The sequence below is a fragment of the Micromonospora sp. CNZ303 genome (assembly GCF_004345505.1).
The window spans coordinates 1-21,208 of sequence record NZ_SLVT01000025.1; the positions used below are offsets into that span (position 1 = coordinate 1).

Here is a 21,208-nt window from a genome sequence, read left to right on the forward strand (position 1 = left end):
CCAACCCCAACCAGGCCTCCTACCGCATGAGCGTCGACAACCTCGCCGACTGGATCGCCACCCGCGGCTACACCGCCTGACCCAGCAACGACACGCACCACCGCGCACCCAACGACAAGGGCCGGCCCCCACAAGGGGCCGGCCCTTTCGTCGTCTTCACGCTCTCCAGGGCCGAGCCGAAGCCGAGGCCCAAGGCGGCAGTCGGGGCCGAGCCGCAGCCAGAGCCCGAGGGCACCCACGGCGGCCGGCCTGTGTTGCCCACCCCGACGGGTCACAGACCGAGGCGAGCAGACTCCACCGTCCACCGGCAGAGCAGCCGACCAGCGCGAGCAACTCGCTGGTGGTCAGTCGATCGGGGCGAGGAACTCCAGCCGGTTGCCGTGCGCGTCCTGGGAGTGGAAGCGGCGCAGCCCGGGCAGTTCGTCGTCGCCCCAGCTCACCGGGTACCCGGCGGCGACCAGCCGGGCGGCGAGCGCGTCCAGGTCCGGCCACAGCAGGCCGGGGTGGGCCTTGCGGGCGGGGCGGAAGTCGTCCTCCACGCCCAGGTGCAGTTCCGCGCCGTGGCCGGTGAACCAGCAGCCGCCACGGGCCGCGAGCGCGGGCGGTTTGGGCTTCTCGGTCATCCCGAGCACCCCGACGTAGAAGGCCCGCGACGCCTCCTCGGAGCCGCGTGGGCAGGCGAGCTGAACGTGATGGATCATGGTGACACCTCCTCGTCCCGAACGATGGCACGAGGTTGCGAAGTTAGCAAGACGGACGTACGGTTTTGTTGACGACGAGATCGGCGGTAAGTGTCCCCTAACCACGGCGGCACCCCGACCGGTGCGACAGACTGCTCAGGACTACTCACGGTCGCTGGTGTGAAGGAGTACGACGTGGCGAGCCTCGACACCTTCGGTGCGAAGACCCAGCTACGCGTCGGAGACGCGAGCTACGAGATTTTCAAGATCAGCAAGGTGGAGGGCCACGAACGGCTCCCCTACAGCCTGAAGATCCTCCTGGAGAACCTGCTCCGGACCGAGGACGGCGCGAACATCACCGCCGACCACATCCGGCAGCTCGGCGCCTGGGAATCCGACGCCGACCCGAGCGTCGAGATCCAGTTCACCCCGGCGCGGGTGCTCATGCAGGACTTCACCGGCGTGCCCTGCGTGGTCGACCTGGCCACCATGCGCGAGGCGGTACGGGACCTGGGCGGCGACGCCACCAAGGTGAACCCGCTCGCCCCGGCCGAGCTGGTCATCGACCACTCCGTCATCGCCGACCTGTTCGGTCGCGAGGACGCCTTCCAGCGCAACGTCGAGCTGGAGTACGAGCGCAACAAGGAGCGCTACCAGTTCCTGCGCTGGGGCCAGACCGCGTTCAACGAGTTCAAGGTCGTCCCCCCGGGCACGGGCATCGTGCACCAGGTCAACATCGAGTACCTGGCCCGTACGATCATGGAGCGCAACGGCCAGGCGTACCCGGACACGGTCGTCGGCACCGACTCGCACACGACGATGGTCAACGGCCTGGGCGTGCTCGGCTGGGGCGTCGGCGGCATCGAGGCCGAGGCCGCGATGCTCGGCCAGCCGGTCAGCATGCTGATCCCGCGCGTGGTGGGCTTCAAGCTCTCCGGCGAGATGCCGGCCGGCACCACCGCCACCGACCTGGTGCTCACCATCACCGAGATGCTGCGCAAGCACGGCGTGGTGGGCAAGTTCGTCGAGTTCTACGGGCCGGGCGTGAGCGCCGTGCCGCTGGCCAACCGGGCCACCATCGGCAACATGTCCCCGGAGTACGGCTCCACCGTCGCGATCTTCCCGATCGACGCCGAGACCGTCCGCTACCTGGAGCTGACCGGTCGCGACGCCACGCAGGTCGCGCTCGTCGAGGCGTACGCCAAGGAGCAGGGCCTCTGGCACGACCCGGACGCCGAGCCGGAGTACTCGGAGCGCCTGGAGCTGGACCTCGGCACCATCGAGCCGTCCCTGGCCGGCCCGAAGCGCCCGCAGGACCGGGTCCCGCTGGGCAACGCCAAGACGCTGTTCCGTTCGGCGCTGACCGACTACGTGGCCGCCGACGAGACCGGCGGCGACCGTGGCCGCAAGTCGGGCGTGCCGCAGCAGGAGAAGCCGTTCGGCGTGCAGGGCCACGCCGACGAGGCGAGCGCCGAGTCCTTCCCGGCCAGCGACTCCCCGGCCAACGGGGTCAGCGACCCGGCCGACGCGCCGCGCGACCTGGAGACGGCGGCGGTCGGCTCCGGCGGGCGGGCCAGCAACCCGATCCGGGTCACCGGCGCCGACGGCGTCGAGTACGAGCTGGACCACGGCGCCGTGGTGATCGCGGCCATCACCTCCTGCACCAACACCTCCAACCCGCAGGTGATGATCGGCGCGGCCCTGCTGGCCCGCAACGCGGTCGACAAGGGCCTGACCCGCAAGCCGTGGGTGAAGACCACCCTGGCCCCGGGTTCCAAGGTCGTCATGGACTACTACGAGCGGGCCGGCCTCACGCCCTACCTGGAGAAGCTCGGCTTCCACCTGGTCGGCTACGGCTGCACCACCTGCATCGGCAACTCCGGCCCGCTGCCGGAGGAGGTCTCGGCCGCGGTCAACGAGGCCGACCTGGCGGTCGTCTCCGTGCTCTCCGGCAACCGCAACTTCGAGGGCCGGATCAACCCGGACGTCAAGATGAACTACCTGGCGTCCCCGCCGCTGGTGGTCGCGTACGCGCTGGCCGGCACGATGGACATCGACCTGGCCAACGAGCCGATCGGCGAGGACGGCGAGGGCAACCCGGTGTTCCTGCGGGACATCTGGCCCAACAGCGCCGAGATCCAGGACGTCATCGCCTCGGCGATCGGCGCCACCGGCTTCAGCGCCGCGTACTCCGACGTCTTCGCCGGTGACGAGCGCTGGCAGTCGCTGCCCACCCCGACCGGCGACACGTTCGCCTGGGCGGACGAGTCCACCTACGTCCGCAAGCCCCCGTACTTCGAGGGCATGGAGCGGGAGCCGAAGGCGGTCGTCGACATCGCCGGCGCGCGGGTGCTGGCCAAGCTGGGCGACTCGGTGACCACCGACCACATCTCGCCGGCCGGTTCCATCAAGGCCGACTCGCCCGCGGGGACGTACCTCGCCGAGCACGGCGTGCCGCGGCACGAGTTCAACTCGTACGGCTCGCGCCGGGGCAACCACGAGGTGATGATCCGGGGCACCTTCGCCAACATCCGGCTGCGCAATCAACTGCGGATCCCGGGCGCCGGTTCCGATGCGGGAGCTGCGCTCCCTGAAGGCGGCTTCACGGTCAACCACCTGACCGGCGAGCAGACCTCGATCTACGACGCCTCGGTGGCCTACCAGGAGGCGGGCATCCCGCTGGTCGTGCTGGCCGGCAAGGAGTACGGCTCCGGCTCGTCGCGCGACTGGGCGGCCAAGGGCACCATGCTGCTCGGCGTCAGGGCGGTCATCGCCGAGTCGTACGAGCGGATCCACCGCTCGAACCTGATCGGCATGGGCGTGCTCCCGCTGCAGTTCCCGGCCGGCGAGACCGCCGAGTCGCTCGGCCTCACCGGCACGGAGACGTTCTCCATCGCCGGCGTCACCGCGCTGAACGACGGCGAGACCCCGCGTACGGTCAAGGTCAGCACCGACACCGGCGTCGAGTTCGACGCGGTGGTCCGGATCGACACCCCGGGCGAGGCGGACTACTACCGGCACGGCGGCATCCTGCAGTACGTGCTGCGTCGCATGATCGCCAACTGACGTCTGACGTGAAAGGAAGGGCCCCTTGTTAACGCATAGCGTTAACAAGGGGCCCTTCCTTTCACGCATGCCTTCGGTGCCGGCGGGTCAGCTGTGGGTGGGGCCGGCGCCGCGACCAACCCACCACCGCGCACCCGGCACCAACGACACGAGCTGGCGACCCATGGGTGCGCCGCACCCGTGCACGCCCGGAGATCCTGGTACGGAAGTGCCCCCGGAGGGGCCCTTTCTCGCCAAGATCTTGTCCGCGCGTCGAGGGACACGACGCAGCAGGCAGCAGGCAGCGGGCAGCAGGCAGCGGGCACCGGACAGCGACGCGCGGAAGCAAGCAGCGACGCGAGCAGCAGGCAGCGACGCGCGGCAGCCACGTGCCAGCGGAAAGCCGCGGCAGCGGCAGCGGTGCAGTGGTGCAGTGGTGGTGGACCGGTCAGTCGGTGGCGGCGGCGCGGCGGCGGGCCTCGCGGGTCTTCATGGCGTGCTCCATCAGCGTGATGAGCACCTCCTTGCTGGACTCCCGCTGCCGTGCGTCGCAGAGCAGCACCGGCACCCCCGGGTCGAGGTTGAGCGCCGCCTGCACCTCGTCGAGCCGGTACTGCCGGCTTCCCTCGAAGCAGTTGACCGCCACCACGAACGGCGTGCCCCTGCCCTCGAAGTAGTCGATGGAGGGGAAGCAGTCGGCCAGCCGCCGGGTGTCGGCCAGCACCACCGCGCCGAGCGCACCGAGCGCCAACTCGTCCCAGACGAACCAGAACCGGTCCTGGCCCGGGGTGCCGAAGAGGTAGAGCACCAGGTCGTCGCTGATGGTGATGCGGCCGAAGTCCATCGCCACGGTGGTGGTCGTCTTGCTCTCCACCCCGGAGAGGTCGTCGATGCCGACACCGGACTCGGTCAACACCTCCTCCGTACGCAGCGGGCGCGTCTCACTGACCGCACCGACCATGGTGGTCTTGCCCACGCCGAAGCCACCCGCGACGAGGATCTTGATCGCGGTGGGCAGTGGCGTCGCTCCCGCCGGCCGCTCAGAGTGCCCGTAGTCCATTGATTACCGCCTCGAAAACGCTGTTGTCGGGAAGGCCGGCTGTGGTGTGCGGTTCGCGTACCTGCACCAGGCTGCGGGCCGCGAGGTCACCGAGCAGGACCCGGATGGTGCCCACCGGCAGGTCCAGGTGGGCGGCGATCTCGGCGACGGACTGGATCCGCTGGCAGAGCCCGACTATCGCCAGGTGCTCCGGGCCCAGCCCGACCTCCGGGATCACGTCCGCACGGGTCGCCGTCACCAGGGAGATCAGGTCGAACGTGCCGGTGACCGGCCGGGCCCGGCCACGCGTCATCGCGTACGGGCGCACGACCGGGCCGGCATGGTCGTCGACCCACTGGTGCTCCGAGGACTCCCCCTGCACCGTCATCGCGGCTACTTCTCGCCGGTCTGCTGCTCGCCGGTCCGCGAGGGCGACGCCACGTACTTGCCGACGCGGGTGACCAGCATCGCCATCTCGTAGGCGATCAGGCCGACGTCGGCGTCCTCGCTGGCGAGCACGGCCAGGCAGGCGTTGCGCCCGGCCGCCGTGACGAACAGGAACGACGACTGCATCTCGATGATGGTCTGCTGCACCTGCCCGCCGCCGAAGCGCTTGCCCGCGCCCCGGGCCAGGCTCTGGATGCCGGCCGCCATGGCCGCCAGGTGCTCGGCGTCGTCCCGGCCCAGCCCTCGCGAGGCGGCCATCAACAGGCCGTCCGTCGAGAGCGCGACCGCGTGGTCGGCCTGCTTCACCCGGCCGACCAGATCATCCAGCAACCACGTCAGGTCGGCACTCGAAGCCGTCTTCTGCGCCACTCGTCGTCCTCTTCTCCCCCGGCTGTTGTCGCCGTGCTCGTCTCGGCTGCCCGCTGCGGCGCGGGGATCCCCCGCACCGCGACGGCGCCGGTCAGGTCGCTTGCAGGTCGTCGCCGGCGTCGGGTTCCTCGCCGGCCTCGGTTCGGCTGTCGCCCGCTCCACCGAGCAGCCGGGCGGCGTCGGTACGGCCCCGCCGGGTGCCGGTCTGGTAGGAGCTCATCATCCGGCGTACCTGCTCCGGCGGGCGCGCCATATCCTCGTCCCCGTCGTCGTCCCCGTCGGCGGCCGGATCGTCGCGGAGTTCCGGCACGATGCTGGCCTGCCGGATCCGGACCGGCAGGCCCGAGTCGGTACGCGCCGTCACCTGGCGGGCCGTCGGCGCCGGACCGCCCGTCGTCGTGGAGCCGGTGTCCGCCTCCGGTGCGGGGACCCCCGTCGTGTCGGGCGCCTCCGCCGGCGCGGGCCGGGCGGCCACCGGCAGGCCCGTCGGGAAGGTCGGGCCGTCCAGGGCGTACTGCTCGGAGCCGCCACGGGGGCGCACGGGCAGCCCCGCGTCGAGGGCCGGGCCCGTCGTCGGCAGGCTCCGGCCGCGCGACCGGGTCGGCAGGGCGCCACCGTCGGCGTCGCCCGTGGCGGGGGCGTCGGCGTCCGGCGCCGGGCGGGGGCGGGACGCGAGCGGCTCGGCCAGGGCCACCGGGGCGGCGGCCAGCGGCGGCTCGGCGGCGGGCGGCGCCTGGCCGGACGCGCCGGCCACCGGGACGCCGGCGGGCAGGCCGGCCGGGAACCCGCCGGAGGTGCTCGGGTCCTCGTCGTCGGCGGTGACCAGCTCGGCCGGGATCAGCACGACGGCGGTGGTGCCGCCGTACGCGGACTCCTTGAGCTGCACCCGCACGCCGTGCCGCTCGGTCAGCCGGCTGACCACGTAGAGCCCGAGGCGGGAGGCGTTGGCCAGGTTCAGCTCGGACTGGTCGACGATCCGGTGGTTCGCGGCGGCGAGGTCCTCCTCGCTCATGCCCAGGCCGCGGTCCTCGATCTCGATGGCGAAGCCGTTGGCCACCTGCTGCCCGCGCACCTCCACCGAGGTGTGCGGCGGGGAGAACGACAGCCCGTTCTCGATCAGCTCGGCGAGCAGGTGGATGACGTCGCCGACCGCGCGGCCGGTGAGCGAGACCGCGCCGAGGGGCAGCACATTGACCCGGGTGTAGTCCTCGACCTCGGCGACCGCGCCCCGGACGACGTCGACCATCGGCACGTTGCGCCGCCAGGCGCGGCCCGGGGTGGAGCCGGAGAGCACGATGAGGTTCTCCGCGTTGCGCCGCATCCGGGTGGCGAGGTGGTCGACCCGGAACAGGTCCTCCAGCTCCTCGGCGTCGTGCTCGCGACGCTCCATGGCGTCGAGCAGGGTGAGCTGGCGGTGCACCAGCGCCTGGGTGCGCCGGGCCAGGCTGAGGAAGACCTCGCGCACGTTGCGGCGCAGGTCGGCCTGCTCGACGGCGGTGCGGATGGCGGTCTCCTGCACGGCGTTGAACGCCTTGCCCACCTGCCCGATCTCGTCGTCGCCGAACTCGAGCGGAGGCGCCTCCTTGGCGATGTCGACCTCCTCGCCGTGGCCGAGCCGCTCGACGACGCTGGGCAGCCGCTCGTTGGCCAGCCGGATGGCGGCCTCGCGCAGCCGCTCCAACTGCTGCACCAGGGCCCGCGCGGTGGTGATCGACACGACGATCGAGGCGACGACGGCGAGCAGGCCCAGACCGGCGGCCAGCACCAGCCGCAGGACGACGCCGACGGCGATCGGCGCGGCCCGCTCCACGAGCGCGTCACCGGCCTCGATGATGAAGCGCTGCTGCTCGCCGACCACCACGTCGGCCGCCGCGCGCCACTCCGCCGCCGACACGGGTGGCGCGCCGCCCGCCCGTCCCTGCACGACGCGGTCCTCCAGGGACCGGAACGCGGTGTACGCCTCGCCGCCGACCAGTGCCTCGTAACGGGCCCGGTCGCCGCTCGACAGGTCGGTACGGACCTGGCTGTCCAGGTAGCGCTGGGCGCCGGTGGCGCGGGCGAAGGCGGCGGTCTCCTCGGGCGTCATCCGGCCGGCGGCCAGGGCGCCGGTGACGAGGGCGTCCTCCTGCGACATGAGTTCGCGGATCCGGACGAGCTGGATCAGCGCCGCGGTCTCCCGCGTGAACTGCTCGTCGTCCAGGTTGCCCAGCGACCCGTACATCCGCAGCACCGAGTCGATGAGTTCGGTGTACTCGCGGGTGGCGGCGGCGCGGTCCACCTGGCGGTCGCGGATGGACTCGCGTACGGCGGTGAGCCGGTCCAGCCCGCTGACGACCGTGTCGATCTGCCGCTGGCTCTCGTCGGCCGCCAGGTCCACCCGCCAGCTGCTGACGGACTTGCGGAAGTCGTCGGCGACGCCCTCGGTCCGCCGCCACTGCGCGTCGAGCTGCTCCCGCTCGGCCGCGCCCGAACCGCCCAGATACGCCGCGGACGCCCGGCGTTCCGCCTGCAACTCCAGCACCAGCGGCTCACCCGGCTGGGCGACCTGGGCGTCGAGCACCTGTACCCAGAGGAGACTGACGCCCTCCCGGAGGGTCACCCACGCGGCGAACGCCCACAGCGCAACGAGTGAGGCCAGCAGAGCCACGACTTTCCGGCGCAGATTGGAGCTGCGGGAACCCATTTGAAACCATCCCTGGCGGGGAGTCTGATTCATCCGATCGGCGGTTTCCGCATGGCGCTTCGACCGACCCGGCGCACGGTAGCAGTGTCCCGACGATCACTCAAGCAGTGCTGATCATGACCGGTGCGTCATCGCGGGCACCGGGTCGTAGGGCTCACCGTCCTGCGTGGCCGCTCAGCCGCGCCAGGTGCCGCGCCGCGAGCATGGCGGCCCGCACGATGAGCACCGGGTGGTAGAGATCCTTGTCATGCCACAGTGGAACGCCGTCACCGTCACCGTCGCGGTGGTCGTCGAGGTAGGCGAGCGCGCGGCGCACGGCGGTGGCGAGGCCCGGCCGGGGCGGTCGCCCCGTGCCGAGCAGCACCTGGAGGGCGTACGCGGTCTCCTCCGGCGTGCCCGTCCACAGCCCCCACGAGCCGTCGTCGCGCTGGGTGTCGCGCACCCAGTCGGCCGCCCGGTCGAGCCGGCCGCCGGTGGTGTCGGACGCGTACTCGGCCAGGCTCGCCGCGACGCTGGCCGTCGCGTAGTACGGCGAGGCGTGCCAGCGGTCCGTCCAGCTGCCGTCGGCGAGCTGACCGTCCACCAGCCAGCCGGCCACCCGCCGCGCCACGTCGGCGTACGGGCGGCCCGGACGGTGCCGGGCATGCCAGCCGAGCGCCTCCAGGACGTGGGCGTTCGTGGTGACCGACGCGCCGTCCTCGCCCTGCCAGGTGCAGAAGTGCGTGCCCGTGTCGTACGCCAGGAGGCTGTCGGGCGTGACGGGGCGGCCGAGCCGGGCCAGCGCGAAGAGGGTGACGGCCGTGGTGTCGGCGTCCGTCGGGAGGCCGGGCGAGGTGGCCGCGCCGGTGGGTCCGAGCGCGGCGGCCAGGCTGCCGGTCAGCTCGGCGGGGACGTCCGCCGCCGCGCCGGCCCGGGCCAGCCCGCTGAGCACCCAGGCCCGCTCGAACACGGCGATGGGTGTCGTGCACGGCACGGGCCCGCCGCCCCGCGCCACGGCCCCGGTCAGGTAGTCGAACGCGCTCCGGTCCGCGCCGGGACGGGCGGGATCGCCCAGCCAGGCCGCGGTGGCGGCGGGCGAGGCCCCGACGGCGCCGGACACGGGCCGGGCCGGCAGGTCCGCCCGCGCCCGCCCGTCGAGCACCTCGAAGGCGTGCCACAGCTTCTCCGGTACGGGCCCGCGCGCGGCGAGGAGCCGCCCGACCGCCTCGGCCCGGTGCCGGGTCATGCCGTGCGGCATCGGCAGCGCGGGCACCGGCCGCCCGGGTGCCGCCGCGCCGTCGAGGAGCGCGTCGATGCGGTCGATCAGGGCGGGCACGATGAGGTCGACGCCCGGCATGTCCGGCACGGGCTCGGCGGCGACCAGCAGCCGGTCCCGCAGCACCGCGACGCCCCGGTCCGCGGCCGTCGAGAGCCGGTGCGCCTCCCGTGGGCGGGCGCGCCCCGGCGTGCGCAGGGCGCTCAGCAGCGCCTCCACCGCGCTCAGGGTCGGCACCAGGCCGTACGCGCCCGGCGCCCCCCACCCGCCGTCGGCGCGCTGGGCGGCCAGCAGGTGACGCAGCCGCTCGGCGTGCCCCGGCAGCCAGGGGGCGTCGCTGACCAGCCGACCGGTCTCGTAGACCGAGGGCGAGACCGTGCCGTCGGGGGCGGCCAGCATCGCCGCCACCAGTTCACGACCGGCGACGGCGAGCGCGGCGCCCCCCATGTCCCGGACGGCGACCGGGGCCGCCGTCACGACATGCCCCAGAAGTCGGCCAGCTGGTAGAAGCCGCTGCTGAAGCCGACCTGCCGGGCCAGGTAGTCCGCCTCGCGCGGGCAGGTCTCCCGCAGTGGCTCCAGCATCCGGTGGCAGGTGTCGACCAGCGCGGCGAGCCGCTGCTCCACCTCGGCGCGGTCCTCGACCAGCAGCAGCGCGTTCAGGTCGCCCCAGCGCAGGTCCCGCTCGTAGGTGCCGAGGTCGTTCACGAGGCGCAGGGCGCGCTGCACCTGGTCGCTGACCGCGACCAGCTCGTCCAGCCGGGAGAGGGTGGCCTCGTCGCCGGTGTAGAGCCAGTGCGCGACGTTGACGATCGTGCAGGCGTGGTTGTCGGCGTTGTCCAGGTACGCGTCGAGGCTCGGCAGGGACGCCCGGTCCCCGGGCCGCCACGCCGCCTTCCACTCCCACTCGAGGGCCATCGCCCGCACCGTCGCGTCCACCCGGTCCCGCCACAGCGGACGGTGCGCCGCGAAGGCGTCGGACGTCGCCAGCTCACCCTGGAGCGCGGCCAGGTAGCCGCCGAGGTGGTCGTCGGCGGCGGGCGGCTCCCCGGCGGCCACCGCGTGGCAGCGCGTGACGAGGTCGTCGACCTCGTCGCGGGAGCGCGCCCGGTGGTCGATCAGCCAGTCGAGGGCGAAGCCCCACAGCACGGTCCGGTTCGCGGCGCGCAGTTGCCCGGCCGTGCACCACGGGGCGCCGAAGGCGATGGCCAGCGAGATGTTGGCGAACAGCATGGTGTCGAACGGGTCGGCGGGAAACAGCTCGGGGTGCGCCGCGGCCGACGCCTGGAGGTCGCGTTGGCCGCGTACCGCCAGGCCGCAGATCCGGCCCTGCTCCCGCGCGTCCCGCATCTCGTCACGCCCGCCCGGCGTCGCGTCGCGCGACCGGTCGGGCGTCACCGCGGTCACGCCGGCCTCCGCTCGTGGACCGGGGTCAGCGCCATGACCACCGGCCGGCCCGGACGCAGGGTCGCCGCCAACTGCTTGGGCGGCATCCCGGCGTCGCGCAGCCGGAAACGGTACCGGCTGAGGATCGTCGCGACCACCAGCGGAGCCTCCAGGTTGAACAGGTACATGCCGAGGCACTGGTGCGGGCCGCCGCCGAACGGGAAGTACGCGTACCGGTGCTCCCGCCGCGGCTGGTCGCCCCGGAACCGGTCGGGATCGAAGGTGTCCGGGCGGTCCCAGTACCGGGCCAGCCGTTGGGTGACGTAGGAGCTGACGGCGACGATGCTGCCGGCTCTGATCCTGGCGCCGCCGATGACGTCGTCCGCCACCGCCGTGCGGGGCACCAGCCACCCGGCGGGGTACATGCGCAGCAGCTCGTCGACCACCGACCGGGTGTAGGTGAGGGCGAGCAGCTGCTCCCGGCTGATCACCCGGTCCGCGCCCACCACCTCGTCCAGCTCGGCGTAGAGCCGGCCGGCCACCTCGGGGTTGGCGTCCAGGATCGGCCACAGCCAGGTCAGTACGGCGTACGTCGTCTCCGTCGCGGTGGCGAACATGGACACCACGTCGTCGCGGACCCGTCGCTCCCCGAGCGGGCGGCCGTCGTCGTCGCGGGCGTTCGCCAGGGCGGCGAGCAGGTCGTCGCCGTCGCGCGGGTGGGCCCGCTCGGCCCGCACCAGGGGCAGCATGATGTCGTCGACGACGCCGATGGCGCGGCGCAGGGCGCGGTCGCCCGGCACCGGTACGGCGTCGGGCACGAAGGGCAGGAGCAGGCGGGCCCGCAGCGCCGTCACGATGGTGTCCTGGGCGGCCACGATCCGCAGCTGGTCGGCGAGGCTCACCCGGTCGGCGAAGAAGACGCTGCTGATCGCCCGGCAGATGACCCGGCCCAGCTCGGCGCCGGCGTCCAGCCACCGGCCGGTGCGGGCCGGCTCGTCGAACTCGTCGACGGCCTCGCTGACGGCCTGGCTCATGGAGTCCACCAGGGAGTCGATGCGCTTGGCGGTGAAGTGCGGCTGCATCCGCCCGCGGCTGGCCTGCCACTCCGGTCCGTCGGACATGATGCCGTCGCCGGTGAGTCGTCGTACCGGCCGCCACAGCATGCTCCGGCCGCCACGGGTGTAGTTGGCCGCGTTGTCCCGCAGCACGTGCTGCACGTGGGTGGGTTCGGTGACCAGGTAGGGGCGGATCGTCCCGAGGTTGAGCCGCAGGACCTCGCCCGGGGCGTCGTCCGCCATCGCGACGAGCTGGCCCAGCGGGTCGCGCAGCAGGCCCGGCAGCATCCTCCACAGTGGCGCGAACCGCGCCGGGCGACCTCGTGAGTCGTCGGCACCCCGTTCAGCAATGGCATCCCGCACCCGTGGCTCCTCCCGTCGGTCACGCTCCGTTGTGACGGACCGTCATGCGAACGGCTGCCTTGCGTCACGATTCGGGAAGCATGCCATCACCCGTCGAGACTCCGCTAGCCGTCGAATGAGAATTTTGCTCATGGGAATGCTCGTCCATGAAGGATTTCGTGTCGGGTGTCACTTTGGAAGGGTGCGCAGGTGGCGCCACTCGGCGGCCACCGGCCGGTACCCGAACCACGCGTTGACCGCCCGCATCGCGTCGTTGCCGGCGTCGTTGATCGTGGACGCCCACCGGAAGCCCGCCGACCGGGCCGCCCGCAGCGACGCGTGCTTGACCGACCGGGCGAGGCCCCGGCCCCGCCACCCGCTGCGGGTGCCCGTCATCCCCGACAGGTAGCGGTCCCGGCCGTCGGTCAGCGCGAGGCTGAACGCCACCACCGCACCGTCGGCCGTCGCCACCGTGCTCAGCGCCCGGTCCAGGTCCGGCCGGTCCCAGTACGCGGCCCGCCAGTCGGAAAAGTCGGTCTCGTCCCTCCCGACGCCGCCCGGCTCGTCGGCTGCGGCGGCCAGGTCCGCCTCGTACAGCGGACGCGGGTCGACCAGGTCCGCGGCCGTACCCAGCCGCACCCCGGCCGGCGGGTCGGGCGCAGCCGGCAGCGCCGCCGCCAGGTCCAGGCCCAGGATCACGCTGCGCCGGCCGGCCCGGTAGCCGCGCCGCTCGGCGAAGGCGAGCGGCGCCGGCTCGTCGACGACCCGCGCGTACGCCTGGCGCACCCCCAGCCCGGCGAGCCGCTCCTCGGCGGCGGCGAGCAGCGCCGACCCGACGCCCCGCCCCCGCCCCTCGGGGCGCACGACCAGGTTGACGAAGCCGAGCCCCGGCTCGGTGCTCTCGTACAGCAGCCCCGTCCGGGCGACGCCGGCGATCCCGTCGTCCGCCTCGGCGACGAGCATCCCGAAGCGCTCGGCCGGCTTGCCGGTCGCCTGCCAGGCGAGCAGCTCCGGCGTGACCACCAGGTGGGACCGGGCGGCGCGGAGCAGGTCGGCGACCGGCGTCAGGTCGGAGGGGCCGGCGGCCCGGACGGTGGGGACCATGGCTGGGCAACCTACCGCAGCGGCGGGGGCGGGCGGCGGTGAACCCGGGCGCGCCCGCGCGGCCTGTGCCAGGCTCAGGGCATGGACGACAAGACCATCCTGAACCGGATCTCGGAACTGGTCGACGAGGAGCACCGGTTGCGCGCCGACGCGCAGGCCGGCGAGTCGGGCACGGACGACGACGCCCGCACCCGGCTGCGCGAGCTGGAGGAGTCCCTCGACCAGTGCTGGGACCTGCTGCGTCGGCGACGCGCCGCCCGGGAGACCCACGGCGACCCGGACGCCCAGGGGACGCGCCCCAAGCCGGCGGTCGAGCGCTACCTCCAGTGACCCGGGTCCCGGGTGGCCGGTGCCTGGCCACCCGGGAGGTCGCGGTCAGCGGATCCCCGCCTCCCGCAGCAGCAGCGCGCTCAGCGCGGCCGGGTCGGCGTCCGCCGCGGGCAGGCCCCGGGCCGCGAACCAGGTGGCGACCACCCGCACGTCGCGGGCCAGGAACTCCGGCCCCTGCGGGTTGGCCACCACGTCGACCACCTGCGGCAGGTCGATGAGCACCAGCCGCCCCGCGTGCACCAGCAGGTTGTACGGCGACAGGTCGCCGTGCGCGAGGCCGGCGCGGGCGAGCACCACGAGGGCGTCGACGAGCTGCCCCCACAGCTCGCGCAGCTCCCCCGCCTCCGGCCGCAGCTGGGCCAGCCGGGGCGCGGCCAGCCCCTCCTCCTGGTCACCGAGGAACTCCAGCATCAGCTCCGTGCCGCGCAACTGCACCGGGTAGGGGACGGTGATCGTGCCGTGGCGGGCGCCGACCTCCCAGAGCCGGGCCAGCGCGGCGAACTCGGCCGCCGCCCACTGCCCGGCGATCATCTGTCGCCCGAAGGCGGTACGGCCGGCCATCGCCCGGTTCTCCCTGGACCGGCGGACCCGGCGGCCCTCCAGGTAACCGGCGTCGCGGTGGAAGAGGCGGTGCTGGGGGTCCCGATAGCGCTTGGCCGCCAGCAGGCAGGACCGGTCGGTGCCGGGCACCGCCCGGCGGACCAGGTGGACGTCCGCCTCCTTGCCGGTCTTGAGCATCCCGAGTTCGGTGTCCTTGGCGGCCAGTTCGGTGACCAGCCACTCGGGGTGGGGCTGCGGGCCGTGCACGGCGTCGTCCCAGGACGACCAGCACTCCCCCGTGTCGGGGTCGGGCTCGGCGTCGGGATCGGCGAGGGCGGGCTCGGCGGCCCGGCCCCGCTTCAGGAAGAGCTGTTCGTCGTCGTCGAAGCGGCGCTTGCCGCGGGTACGGCGCTCGCGCGCCGGAAGGTCGTGATCGCGCACTGCGGTGGTGATCCCTTACTCGAGGCTGATGGGGGCAGGTGGTAGTGACCTGCGAAGACGGCCATGACCGACCCCCTCTCCTCGACCGGGCGCGGACCCGGTTGCACGATGCGCCGACCATGCTCGCGGCCCGACGCCGCCCCGGTCAACCGAATTACGCCAACCCCGCCCAGGGCCGGCGCCCCCGCCGGGGCGGAGGCCCCTTGGCCAACCACCGCCCCGGCTCACCGGGCGGCGGGTGGCGCTTCCCCGTCAGGCGGCGAGCACCGTCGCGACGGCGGCGATCAGACCGTCCGCCGTGCGGGTGGGGGCGAACCGGTCGTCGACCCAGCTCCGCCCCCGGTGCAGCCAGACGCTGGGCAGGCCCACGGCGGCGGCACCGCCGATGTCCGCCTCCGGGCCGTCGCCGACCACCCAGGCGCCGCGCAGGGGCAGCCGTACCCGCCGGGCGGCCAGCGCGAAGATCCTCGGGTTGGGCTTGCTGACGCCGACCTCCTCGGAGATGACCCAGTCGGCGACGAAGCGGTCCAGCCCGGTACGCCGGATCATGGCCTCCTGCTGGCGTACCCCGCCGTTGCTGACCACCACGGGCGTCCAGCCGGCCCCGTCGGCGATCCGCAGCGCGCAGGCGACCAGCGGATCGAGCCGGATGTTGGCCACCACGCCGTCGTGCAACTCCTCGACCAGGTCGATGGACGGGATCCGCAGCCCGTAGCGGTCACGCACGGCGTCGGCCACGTCCCACCGGTCGGTCAGCCCGTCGGCGTCGATGGACAGCAGCCAGTCGATGTCGGTTGGCGGCGCGCCGACACCGGCCAGGAAACGCTCCCCCCAGGCGCGGAACGGACCGGCCCGGTCGAGCAGCGTGTTGTCCAGGTCCAGCAGGAGCAGCGGCACTCGGGCACCTTACGGGAGCACGACCGCCCGGCGACAGTGCCGGCTCCCCCCGCGCCCGTCAGGCCGGCAGCGCCGTTCGGGTGCCGCCCTGGTGGGGCAGGCGGTCGAGCAGCATGCAGTGGGCCGCCCGGGTCGCGGCGAGGGCCTCCGGGGCGAGCGCGACGACCAGCACGGCCTCGCCAACGTCCGCGCCCCGGGCCAGCGGCCGGCCCTCCGGGTCGTAGACCGCCGCGCCGCCGTTGAACCGCCACGGGTCGGTGCCGCCGACGAGGTTGGCGAACACCACGTACATCGTGTTGTCCAGCGCGCGGGCGGCGTAGTAGAGGTCGCGGCGGTGCTCGGAGCCGGCCAGGTAGCCGCTCGGGCAGAGGTAGCCGTGCGCCCCGTCGGCCGCCGCGGCCCGGCCGTGCTCGGGGAAGCAGCCGTCGTAGCAGATGCCGAGCCCGAGCCGCCAGTCGTCGACGAGCAGGGTGGTACCCCGGTCACCGGCGACGAACAGCTCCCGCTCGCCACTCCACAGCTGCTGCTTGTCGTAGCCGACGCGGACCTCGCCGGAGCGGTCGACCAGCAGGGCGGAGATCGTCCGCCGGCCGTCCGGGTGCCGGACGGCGGCGCCGACCACCACGGCGGCGTCGCCGTCGCGGGCCGCCTCGCGCAGCGGGTCCAGCCGCGGGTCGCCCACCCCGGCCGCCGCGTCGGCCGCGACGTCGGTGCCGGCCGGATCGGCCGCGAGCGTCGGCAGGTGGTACGCGGGCAGGAAGAGCTCGGGCAGCACGGCCACCCGGGCGCCCCGCTCCGTGGCCTGGCGGACCAGCCGGGCGGCGCTCGCGGCGTTGCCGGCCACGTCGCCGGGGACGGGCTCGGCCTGCACGGCCGCGACGGTCAGCGGTGCGGCGGGGACCGCGACGGCGGTGGGAAGTGGCATCACGGGCCGATCCTAGACCGGCGCGCCGACCTTGGATGATCATGCGCACGGCCAAACCAAGCCGTACGTACGGTTTGCATGGCGGAGGGCGAGCTGTCACGATCGACCCGTGCCCAGAGTAAGTCAGGACCAGCTCGACGCGCGCCGGCAGGAGATCCTCGCCGCCGCGCGGGCCTGTTTCGCCCGGCACGGCTACGAGGGCGCCACCGTCCGCAGGCTGGAGGAGGCCACCCGGCTGTCCCGGGGCGCGATCTTCCACCACTTCCGCGACAAGGACTCGCTCTTCCTGGCGGTGGCCGAGGACGACGCCGCGGCCATGGTGGAGACGGTGGCACGCAACGGCCTGGTCCAGGTCATGCGGGATCTCCTGGCCGGTGCGGTCTCCCCCGACACCACCGGCTGGCTGGGCAGTCAACTGGAGGTGTCCCGGCGGCTCCGGACCGACCCGGCGTTCGCCAGGCGGTGGGCGGAACGGTCGGCGGCGATCGCCGAGGCGACCCGCGACCGGCTGGCCCGGCAGCGGGAGGCGGGCGTGCTCCGCGAGGACGTGCCGATCGACGTGCTGGCCCAGTTCCTCGAACTCGCCTACGACGGCCTGGTGCTGCACCTGGCGATGGGCCGCCCCGCCGGCGACCTCGGCCCGGTGCTCGACCTGGTCGAGGAGGCCGTCCGCCGCCGCTGACCGGCCGCCCTCGCACCACTGCGTATCGGTCCGGTAACTCGGTCCACGCGGTGGATCCGTCCTGGCGGGCCTGCTCCACAATTGGGTCGCGATCCCCCTCGCCCGACAGGAGCAGCACATGACCGTCCTCGCCGCACCTGGTGACACCTGGGGCATCTCCGGTCCCGCCTTCCTCGCGGTCTATCTCCTCGCAGCCGTCGTGATCATCGTCGGCACGGTCGTCCACCGGCTCTCGGTCCTCGCCGGGCCGCAGATTGGCGACGTGGGTCAGCTCGGCCCGCAGCAGGTCGCCTACCTCAACGGCGGGCAGCAGTTGGCGATCTGGACCTCGCTCGGCGGGCTGCGCAGCAGCGGGGCTATCGGCGTACGCCCGGACCGGCGGCTCACCACCGGCGGTGCGCTGCCGGCCGGGATCACGCCGCTGGACCAGGCCATCCACTTCGCGGCCGGCCGGAACGCCACCACCCGGGAACTGGCCCGCGACGAGTGGGTGGTCCGGGCCCTCGACCAGCTCCGGACGAGCCTGGAGCAGCGCGGACTCGCGCTCGCGCCGGCCCGCCGGGCCGCGCTGCGCCGGGGCGCGTTCCTGCTCACCGCCCTGCTGCTGGTCGGCGTGCTGCGCATCTTCGCCGGCCTGGGCAACGACCGTCCCGTGGGTTGGCTCGTGCTGAGCCAGCTTCCGCTGATCGTCGTGGCCGTCCTCCTGTACCGGGTGCCGTGGCGCACCCGCGCCGCCACCCAGGCCCTGCGCGGCCTGCGCCGTCAGCACACCTACCTCGCGCCCGCCTCGGCCCCCGCCTACGCCACCTACGGCGCGGCGGGCGCCGCGATGGGGGTCGCGCTGTTCGGCACCGCGTCGCTCTACGCCATGGACCCCGGCTTCGCCAGCCAGGCCGAGATCCAGCGCCAGGCGATCAGCGGCTCCGGCGCCTCCTCGACCGGCGGCGGATGCGGCGGCGGCAGCTCGTGCAGCGGGGGCAGCTCGTGCGGCGGCGGCGGGGGTTGCGGCGGAGGCGGGTGCGGCGGATGACCGGCCCGGCCGGTGTCGGCATCGGCTGGCGGCCGGAGATCGCCGGGTTCGTCGCCGACCTGCCCGGGCTGCGCTTCGTCGAGGTTGTCGCGGAGAGCGTCGCCGCGACCGGGCCACCGCCCGCCGGGCTGGACGCGCTGCGCGAGCGCGGCGTGACGGTCGTACCGCACGGCGTGCGCCTCTCCCTCGGCGGCGCGGAGCCGGTCGACCCGGCGCGCGTCGCCCACCTGGGCGCGGTGGCGGAGCTGGTCGGGGCGCCGCTGGTCAGCGAGCACATCGCCTTCGTCCGGGCGGGCGGCGTCGAGGCCGGTCACCTGCTGCCGCTGCCCCGCAGCCGGGAGGCGGTCGACGCGGTCTGCGCCAACGTCGCCCGGGCGCAGGCCGCGCTGCCGGTGCCGCTCGCGCTGGAACCGATCGCGGCCCTGTTCGACTGGCCCGACGACGAGCTGGACGAGGCCGACTTCCTCACCGAGATCCTGGACCGCACCGGCGCGTTCCTGCTGCTGGACATCGCCAACGTGTACGCCAACGCCCGCAACCGGGGCGCCGACCCGCTGGCGCTGCTCGACCGGCTGCCGCTGGAGCGGGTCTCCTACGTGCACGTGGCGGGCGGCGCCGAGCACGGCGGCTACTACCACGACACGCACACCGATCCGGTTCCCCCGGCGGTGCTCGACCTGATCCGCGAGCTGTGCGCCCGCCGCCGACCGCCGGCGTTCCTGCTGGAACGCGACGGGCACTATCCGCCCGCCCCGGTGCTCCGCGCCGAGTTGGACACCCTCGCCGCCGTGTCCGGCTTCCCGGTGGTGACGTGAGCGGCGACCTGGCCGAGCGGCAGGCGGCGCTGGTGGCGGCGCTGGTCGCCGGCGGCCCGGTGCCGGCGGGCTTCGACCCGGCGGCGCTCGCCGCCGCCGGGACCGCGCTGCTGCGCAAGCGCGCCGGGCAGGTGGCCCGGCACTGGCCGCTGCTCGCCGCCGGTCTAGCTCCCCGGTGGCCGGAGACCTTCGCCCGCTGGGCGGCGGGGCGGCCGACCGGGGGCTCGCTGCGCGACGGCTGGGATCTGGCCCGCGACCTGCGCGACCGGGGCGCGCTGCCGCCACTCGGCGCGGAGGAGCTGGCCGCGCGCGAGGCCGCCCACCGCTACGACGGGCACACCCCGCCGCGCCCGCGCCGGCTGCCGGCGTGGGGGCGCGCCGGCGGGGCCGTCGCGGTCCAGCTCGCCGGTCGGGTACGCCTGCTGCGTCCCGCCCGCAGCTGAACCGCCCCGCCGCCGGACCACCCGCCACTGCGCGCCCGCCGCCGGACCGCCCGCCGCTGGGCGCCCGCCGGCCCGAGGGCCCCGCTGGCGGATCCGGCCGGGTGCGGCAGGATCGACGGTATGGATCTCGGACTGACCGATCGGGTGTACGTACTCACCGGCGCCTCCCGAGGGCTGGGCTTCGCCACCGCGCAGTGTCTCGTCGCCGACGGTGCCCGGGTGGTGCTCTCCGCCCGCGACGCCGACGCGGTGGCCGCCGCCGCGCACCGCCTCGGCGGGCCGGAGCATGCGGTCGGGCTGACCGCCGACCTGGCCGACGCGCAGACGCCGGAGCGCCTGGTGGCGGCGGCCCGGGAGCACTTCGGACGGCTCGACGGGGCGCTGGTCTCGGTCGGCGGGCCGCCGCCGGGCAGCGCCGCCTCGGTCACCGACGAGCAGTGGCGCCGCTCCTTCGAGACGGTCTTCCTCGGCACCGTCCGGATGGTCCGTACCGTCGCCGAGAACCTGGCCGCAGGCGGGGGCGGGGCGGTCGGGCTGGTCCTGTCGACCTCGGCGCGCGGGCCGGTACCCGGCCTGGGCATCTCCAACGGCCTGCGGCCCGGCCTGGTGGGCATGGCCAAGGACGTCGCCGACGAGTACGGGCCCCGGGGCGTGCGGGTGGTCGGCCTGCTGCCCGGGCGGATCATGACCGACCGCAACGTGGAGCTCTTCGCCGCCACCGGCGACCCCGATCGGGCCCGCGCGGAGGCCGAGGCTGCCATCCCGCTGCGCCGCATCGGCGCGCCGGACGAGTTCGGCCGGGTGGCCGCGTTCGTGCTCTCCCCCGCGGCGAGCTACCTCACGGGGGTAACCGTGCCGGTCGACGGCGGCGTGCTGCGGAGCCTGTGATGGCCCCACCCACCGACGGCTCGTCCGCCGGTCCCCCCGCCGACGACTCGTCCGCCGGTCCGCCCGCCGACGACTCGTCCGCCGGTCCGCCCGCCGACGGCTCGTCCGCCGGTCCCTCCGCCGATGGATCGTCCGCCGGATCGCCGCTCCGGCGAGGGACGCGGGTGGCGCGGGCGGCCGAGCGGTATCCGCGGCCGACGCGGGAGGAACTCGCCGCGGCGGCGGAGCGCACCATCCCCGACGTCATCGCCCCCGGCTTGGACGTGCTCTTCGTGGGCATCAATCCGGGCCTGTGGTCGGCCGCGACCGGGTGGCACTTCGCCCGGCCGGGCAACCGGTTCTGGCCCGCGCTGCACCGGGGCGGGTTCACGCCCCGGCTGCTGCATCCCAGCGAGCAGGACGAGCTGCCGGGGTACGGGCTGGGCATCAGCAACATGGTCCCGCGGGCCAGCGCCCGGGCCGACGAGCTGACCCCGGCCGAGCTGATCGAGGGCGCGGAGATCCTCACCGGCAAGGTGGAGCGGTACCGCCCCCGGTGGGTGGCCGTGGTCGGGGTGACCGCGTACCGGATCGGGTTCGCCCGGCCGAAGGCCGCCTTCGGGCCGCAGCCGCAGCGGCTGGCCGGCGCCCGGCTCTGGGTGCTGCCCAACCCCAGCGGCCTGAACGCGCACTTCACCCCCGAAACGCTCGGCGCCGCGTTCGGGGAGTTGCGGACGGCGGTCGCGACCGGCTGAGACGTCGATCGGCCGCGCGTCAGGTGGCTGCGGCGTCGGCGGCAACGTCGGTTGGCCGCAGCCGGCGGGTTACCGCAGC

At 74.4% G+C, this 21,208-nt stretch carries 20 protein-coding genes; 8 read left to right on the forward strand and 12 right to left on the reverse strand.

The features are described from left to right. Window positions 1–344: 344 nt before the first annotated feature. Window positions 345–701 carry a VOC family protein gene (locus tag EV374_RS28745; RefSeq protein ID WP_132240294.1) on the reverse strand — a complete coding sequence of 119 codons (357 nt, stop codon included), beginning with the start codon at window positions 699–701 and terminating at the stop codon, window positions 345–347. A gap of 159 nt (window positions 702–860) precedes the next feature. On the opposite strand from EV374_RS28745, the gene EV374_RS28750 reads away from it, so the two are divergent. Further along, window positions 861–3,746 (forward strand): aconitate hydratase, encoded by a 2,886-nt coding sequence (locus EV374_RS28750; protein ID WP_132240295.1) that lies wholly within the window; start codon window positions 861–863, stop codon window positions 3,744–3,746. A 427-nt stretch (window positions 3,747–4,173) separates the two neighbouring features. Here the strand turns inward: EV374_RS28750 and EV374_RS28755 are convergent, their stop codons facing one another. From EV374_RS28755 to EV374_RS28790, 8 genes are all read right to left on the reverse strand, one after another. Continuing rightward, window positions 4,174–4,785 (reverse strand): GTP-binding protein, encoded by a 612-nt coding sequence (locus EV374_RS28755; protein ID WP_132240296.1) that lies wholly within the window; start codon window positions 4,783–4,785, stop codon window positions 4,174–4,176. Then, entirely contained in the window at window positions 4,766–5,152 is a 387-nt protein-coding gene (locus EV374_RS28760; RefSeq protein WP_132240297.1) for a DUF742 domain-containing protein, read from the reverse strand. The genes EV374_RS28755 and EV374_RS28760 overlap by 20 nt, the downstream gene beginning before the upstream one ends. Window positions 5,153–5,157: 5 nt before the next feature. After that, window positions 5,158–5,580 carry a roadblock/LC7 domain-containing protein gene (locus EV374_RS28765; protein WP_091629996.1) on the reverse strand — a complete coding sequence of 141 codons (423 nt, stop codon included), beginning with the start codon at window positions 5,578–5,580 and terminating at the stop codon, window positions 5,158–5,160. A gap of 91 nt (window positions 5,581–5,671) precedes the next feature. Further along, window positions 5,672–8,263: a nitrate- and nitrite sensing domain-containing protein gene (locus EV374_RS28770; protein ID WP_132240298.1), complete on the reverse strand. Its 2,592-nt coding sequence runs from the start codon at window positions 8,261–8,263 to the stop codon at window positions 5,672–5,674. A 154-nt stretch (window positions 8,264–8,417) separates the two neighbouring features. Beyond that, window positions 8,418–9,995, reverse strand: coding sequence for a prenyltransferase/squalene oxidase repeat-containing protein (locus EV374_RS28775; protein WP_486486019.1), 1,578 nt, complete (start codon window positions 9,993–9,995; stop codon window positions 8,418–8,420). Then, window positions 9,992–10,867 (reverse strand): terpene synthase family protein, encoded by an 876-nt coding sequence (locus tag EV374_RS28780; RefSeq protein ID WP_132240370.1) that lies wholly within the window; start codon window positions 10,865–10,867, stop codon window positions 9,992–9,994. Before EV374_RS28780 ends, EV374_RS28775 begins: the two co-directional genes overlap by 4 nt. A gap of 53 nt (window positions 10,868–10,920) precedes the next feature. After that, window positions 10,921–12,246, reverse strand: a complete 1,326-nt coding sequence (locus EV374_RS28785; RefSeq protein ID WP_132240299.1) for a cytochrome P450 — start codon at window positions 12,244–12,246, stop codon at window positions 10,921–10,923. A gap of 243 nt (window positions 12,247–12,489) precedes the next feature. Beyond that, on the reverse strand, window positions 12,490–13,404 hold the full coding sequence (locus EV374_RS28790; RefSeq protein ID WP_132240300.1) for a GNAT family N-acetyltransferase: 915 nt from the start codon (window positions 13,402–13,404) through the stop codon (window positions 12,490–12,492). A gap of 81 nt (window positions 13,405–13,485) precedes the next feature. Between EV374_RS28790 and EV374_RS28795 the strand changes: the two genes are divergently transcribed. After that, window positions 13,486–13,734 carry a DUF2630 family protein gene (locus EV374_RS28795; protein ID WP_132240301.1) on the forward strand — a complete coding sequence of 83 codons (249 nt, stop codon included), beginning with the start codon at window positions 13,486–13,488 and terminating at the stop codon, window positions 13,732–13,734. 45 nt (window positions 13,735–13,779) lie between these two features. Here the strand turns inward: EV374_RS28795 and EV374_RS28800 are convergent, their stop codons facing one another. The 3 genes from EV374_RS28800 to EV374_RS28810 all read right to left on the reverse strand — a co-directional run bounded on the left by EV374_RS28800 (window position 13,780) and on the right by EV374_RS28810 (window position 16,537). After that, on the reverse strand, window positions 13,780–14,715 hold the full coding sequence (locus EV374_RS28800) for an RIO1 family regulatory kinase/ATPase domain-containing protein (protein WP_132240302.1): 936 nt from the start codon (window positions 14,713–14,715) through the stop codon (window positions 13,780–13,782). 252 nt (window positions 14,716–14,967) lie between these two features. Continuing rightward, entirely contained in the window at window positions 14,968–15,612 is a 645-nt protein-coding gene (locus tag EV374_RS28805) for an HAD family hydrolase (RefSeq protein ID WP_132240303.1), read from the reverse strand. Window positions 15,613–15,670: 58 nt separating this feature from the next. Then, complete coding sequence (locus EV374_RS28810; RefSeq protein ID WP_132240371.1) at window positions 15,671–16,537, reverse strand: carbon-nitrogen hydrolase family protein; 867 nt, start codon at window positions 16,535–16,537, stop codon at window positions 15,671–15,673. 109 nt (window positions 16,538–16,646) lie between these two features. On the opposite strand from EV374_RS28810, the gene EV374_RS28815 reads away from it, so the two are divergent. The 6 genes from EV374_RS28815 (at window position 16,647) to mug (ending at window position 21,129) form a co-directional block, all read left to right on the forward strand. Then, entirely contained in the window at window positions 16,647–17,219 is a 573-nt protein-coding gene (locus EV374_RS28815; protein ID WP_132240304.1) for a TetR/AcrR family transcriptional regulator, read from the forward strand. Window positions 17,220–17,337: 118 nt separating this feature from the next. Further along, on the forward strand, window positions 17,338–18,249 hold the full coding sequence (locus tag EV374_RS28820) for a TIGR04222 domain-containing membrane protein (protein WP_132240305.1): 912 nt from the start codon (window positions 17,338–17,340) through the stop codon (window positions 18,247–18,249). Beyond that, complete coding sequence (locus EV374_RS28825) at window positions 18,246–19,064, forward strand: MbnB/TglH/ChrH family RiPP precursor modification enzyme (RefSeq protein WP_132240306.1); 819 nt, start codon at window positions 18,246–18,248, stop codon at window positions 19,062–19,064. The genes EV374_RS28820 and EV374_RS28825 overlap by 4 nt, the downstream gene beginning before the upstream one ends. Then, complete coding sequence (locus EV374_RS28830) at window positions 19,061–19,507, forward strand: SCO6045 C-terminal-like domain-containing protein (protein ID WP_132240307.1); 447 nt, start codon at window positions 19,061–19,063, stop codon at window positions 19,505–19,507. The genes EV374_RS28825 and EV374_RS28830 overlap by 4 nt, the downstream gene beginning before the upstream one ends. Before the next feature lie 120 nt (window positions 19,508–19,627). Then, entirely contained in the window at window positions 19,628–20,395 is a 768-nt protein-coding gene (locus tag EV374_RS28835; protein ID WP_132240308.1) for an SDR family oxidoreductase, read from the forward strand. Then, window positions 20,395–21,129: a mismatch-specific DNA-glycosylase gene (gene mug / locus EV374_RS28840; protein WP_486486020.1), complete on the forward strand. Its 735-nt coding sequence runs from the start codon at window positions 20,395–20,397 to the stop codon at window positions 21,127–21,129. The genes EV374_RS28835 and mug overlap by 1 nt, the downstream gene beginning before the upstream one ends. Window positions 21,130–21,208 lie beyond the last annotated feature (79 nt).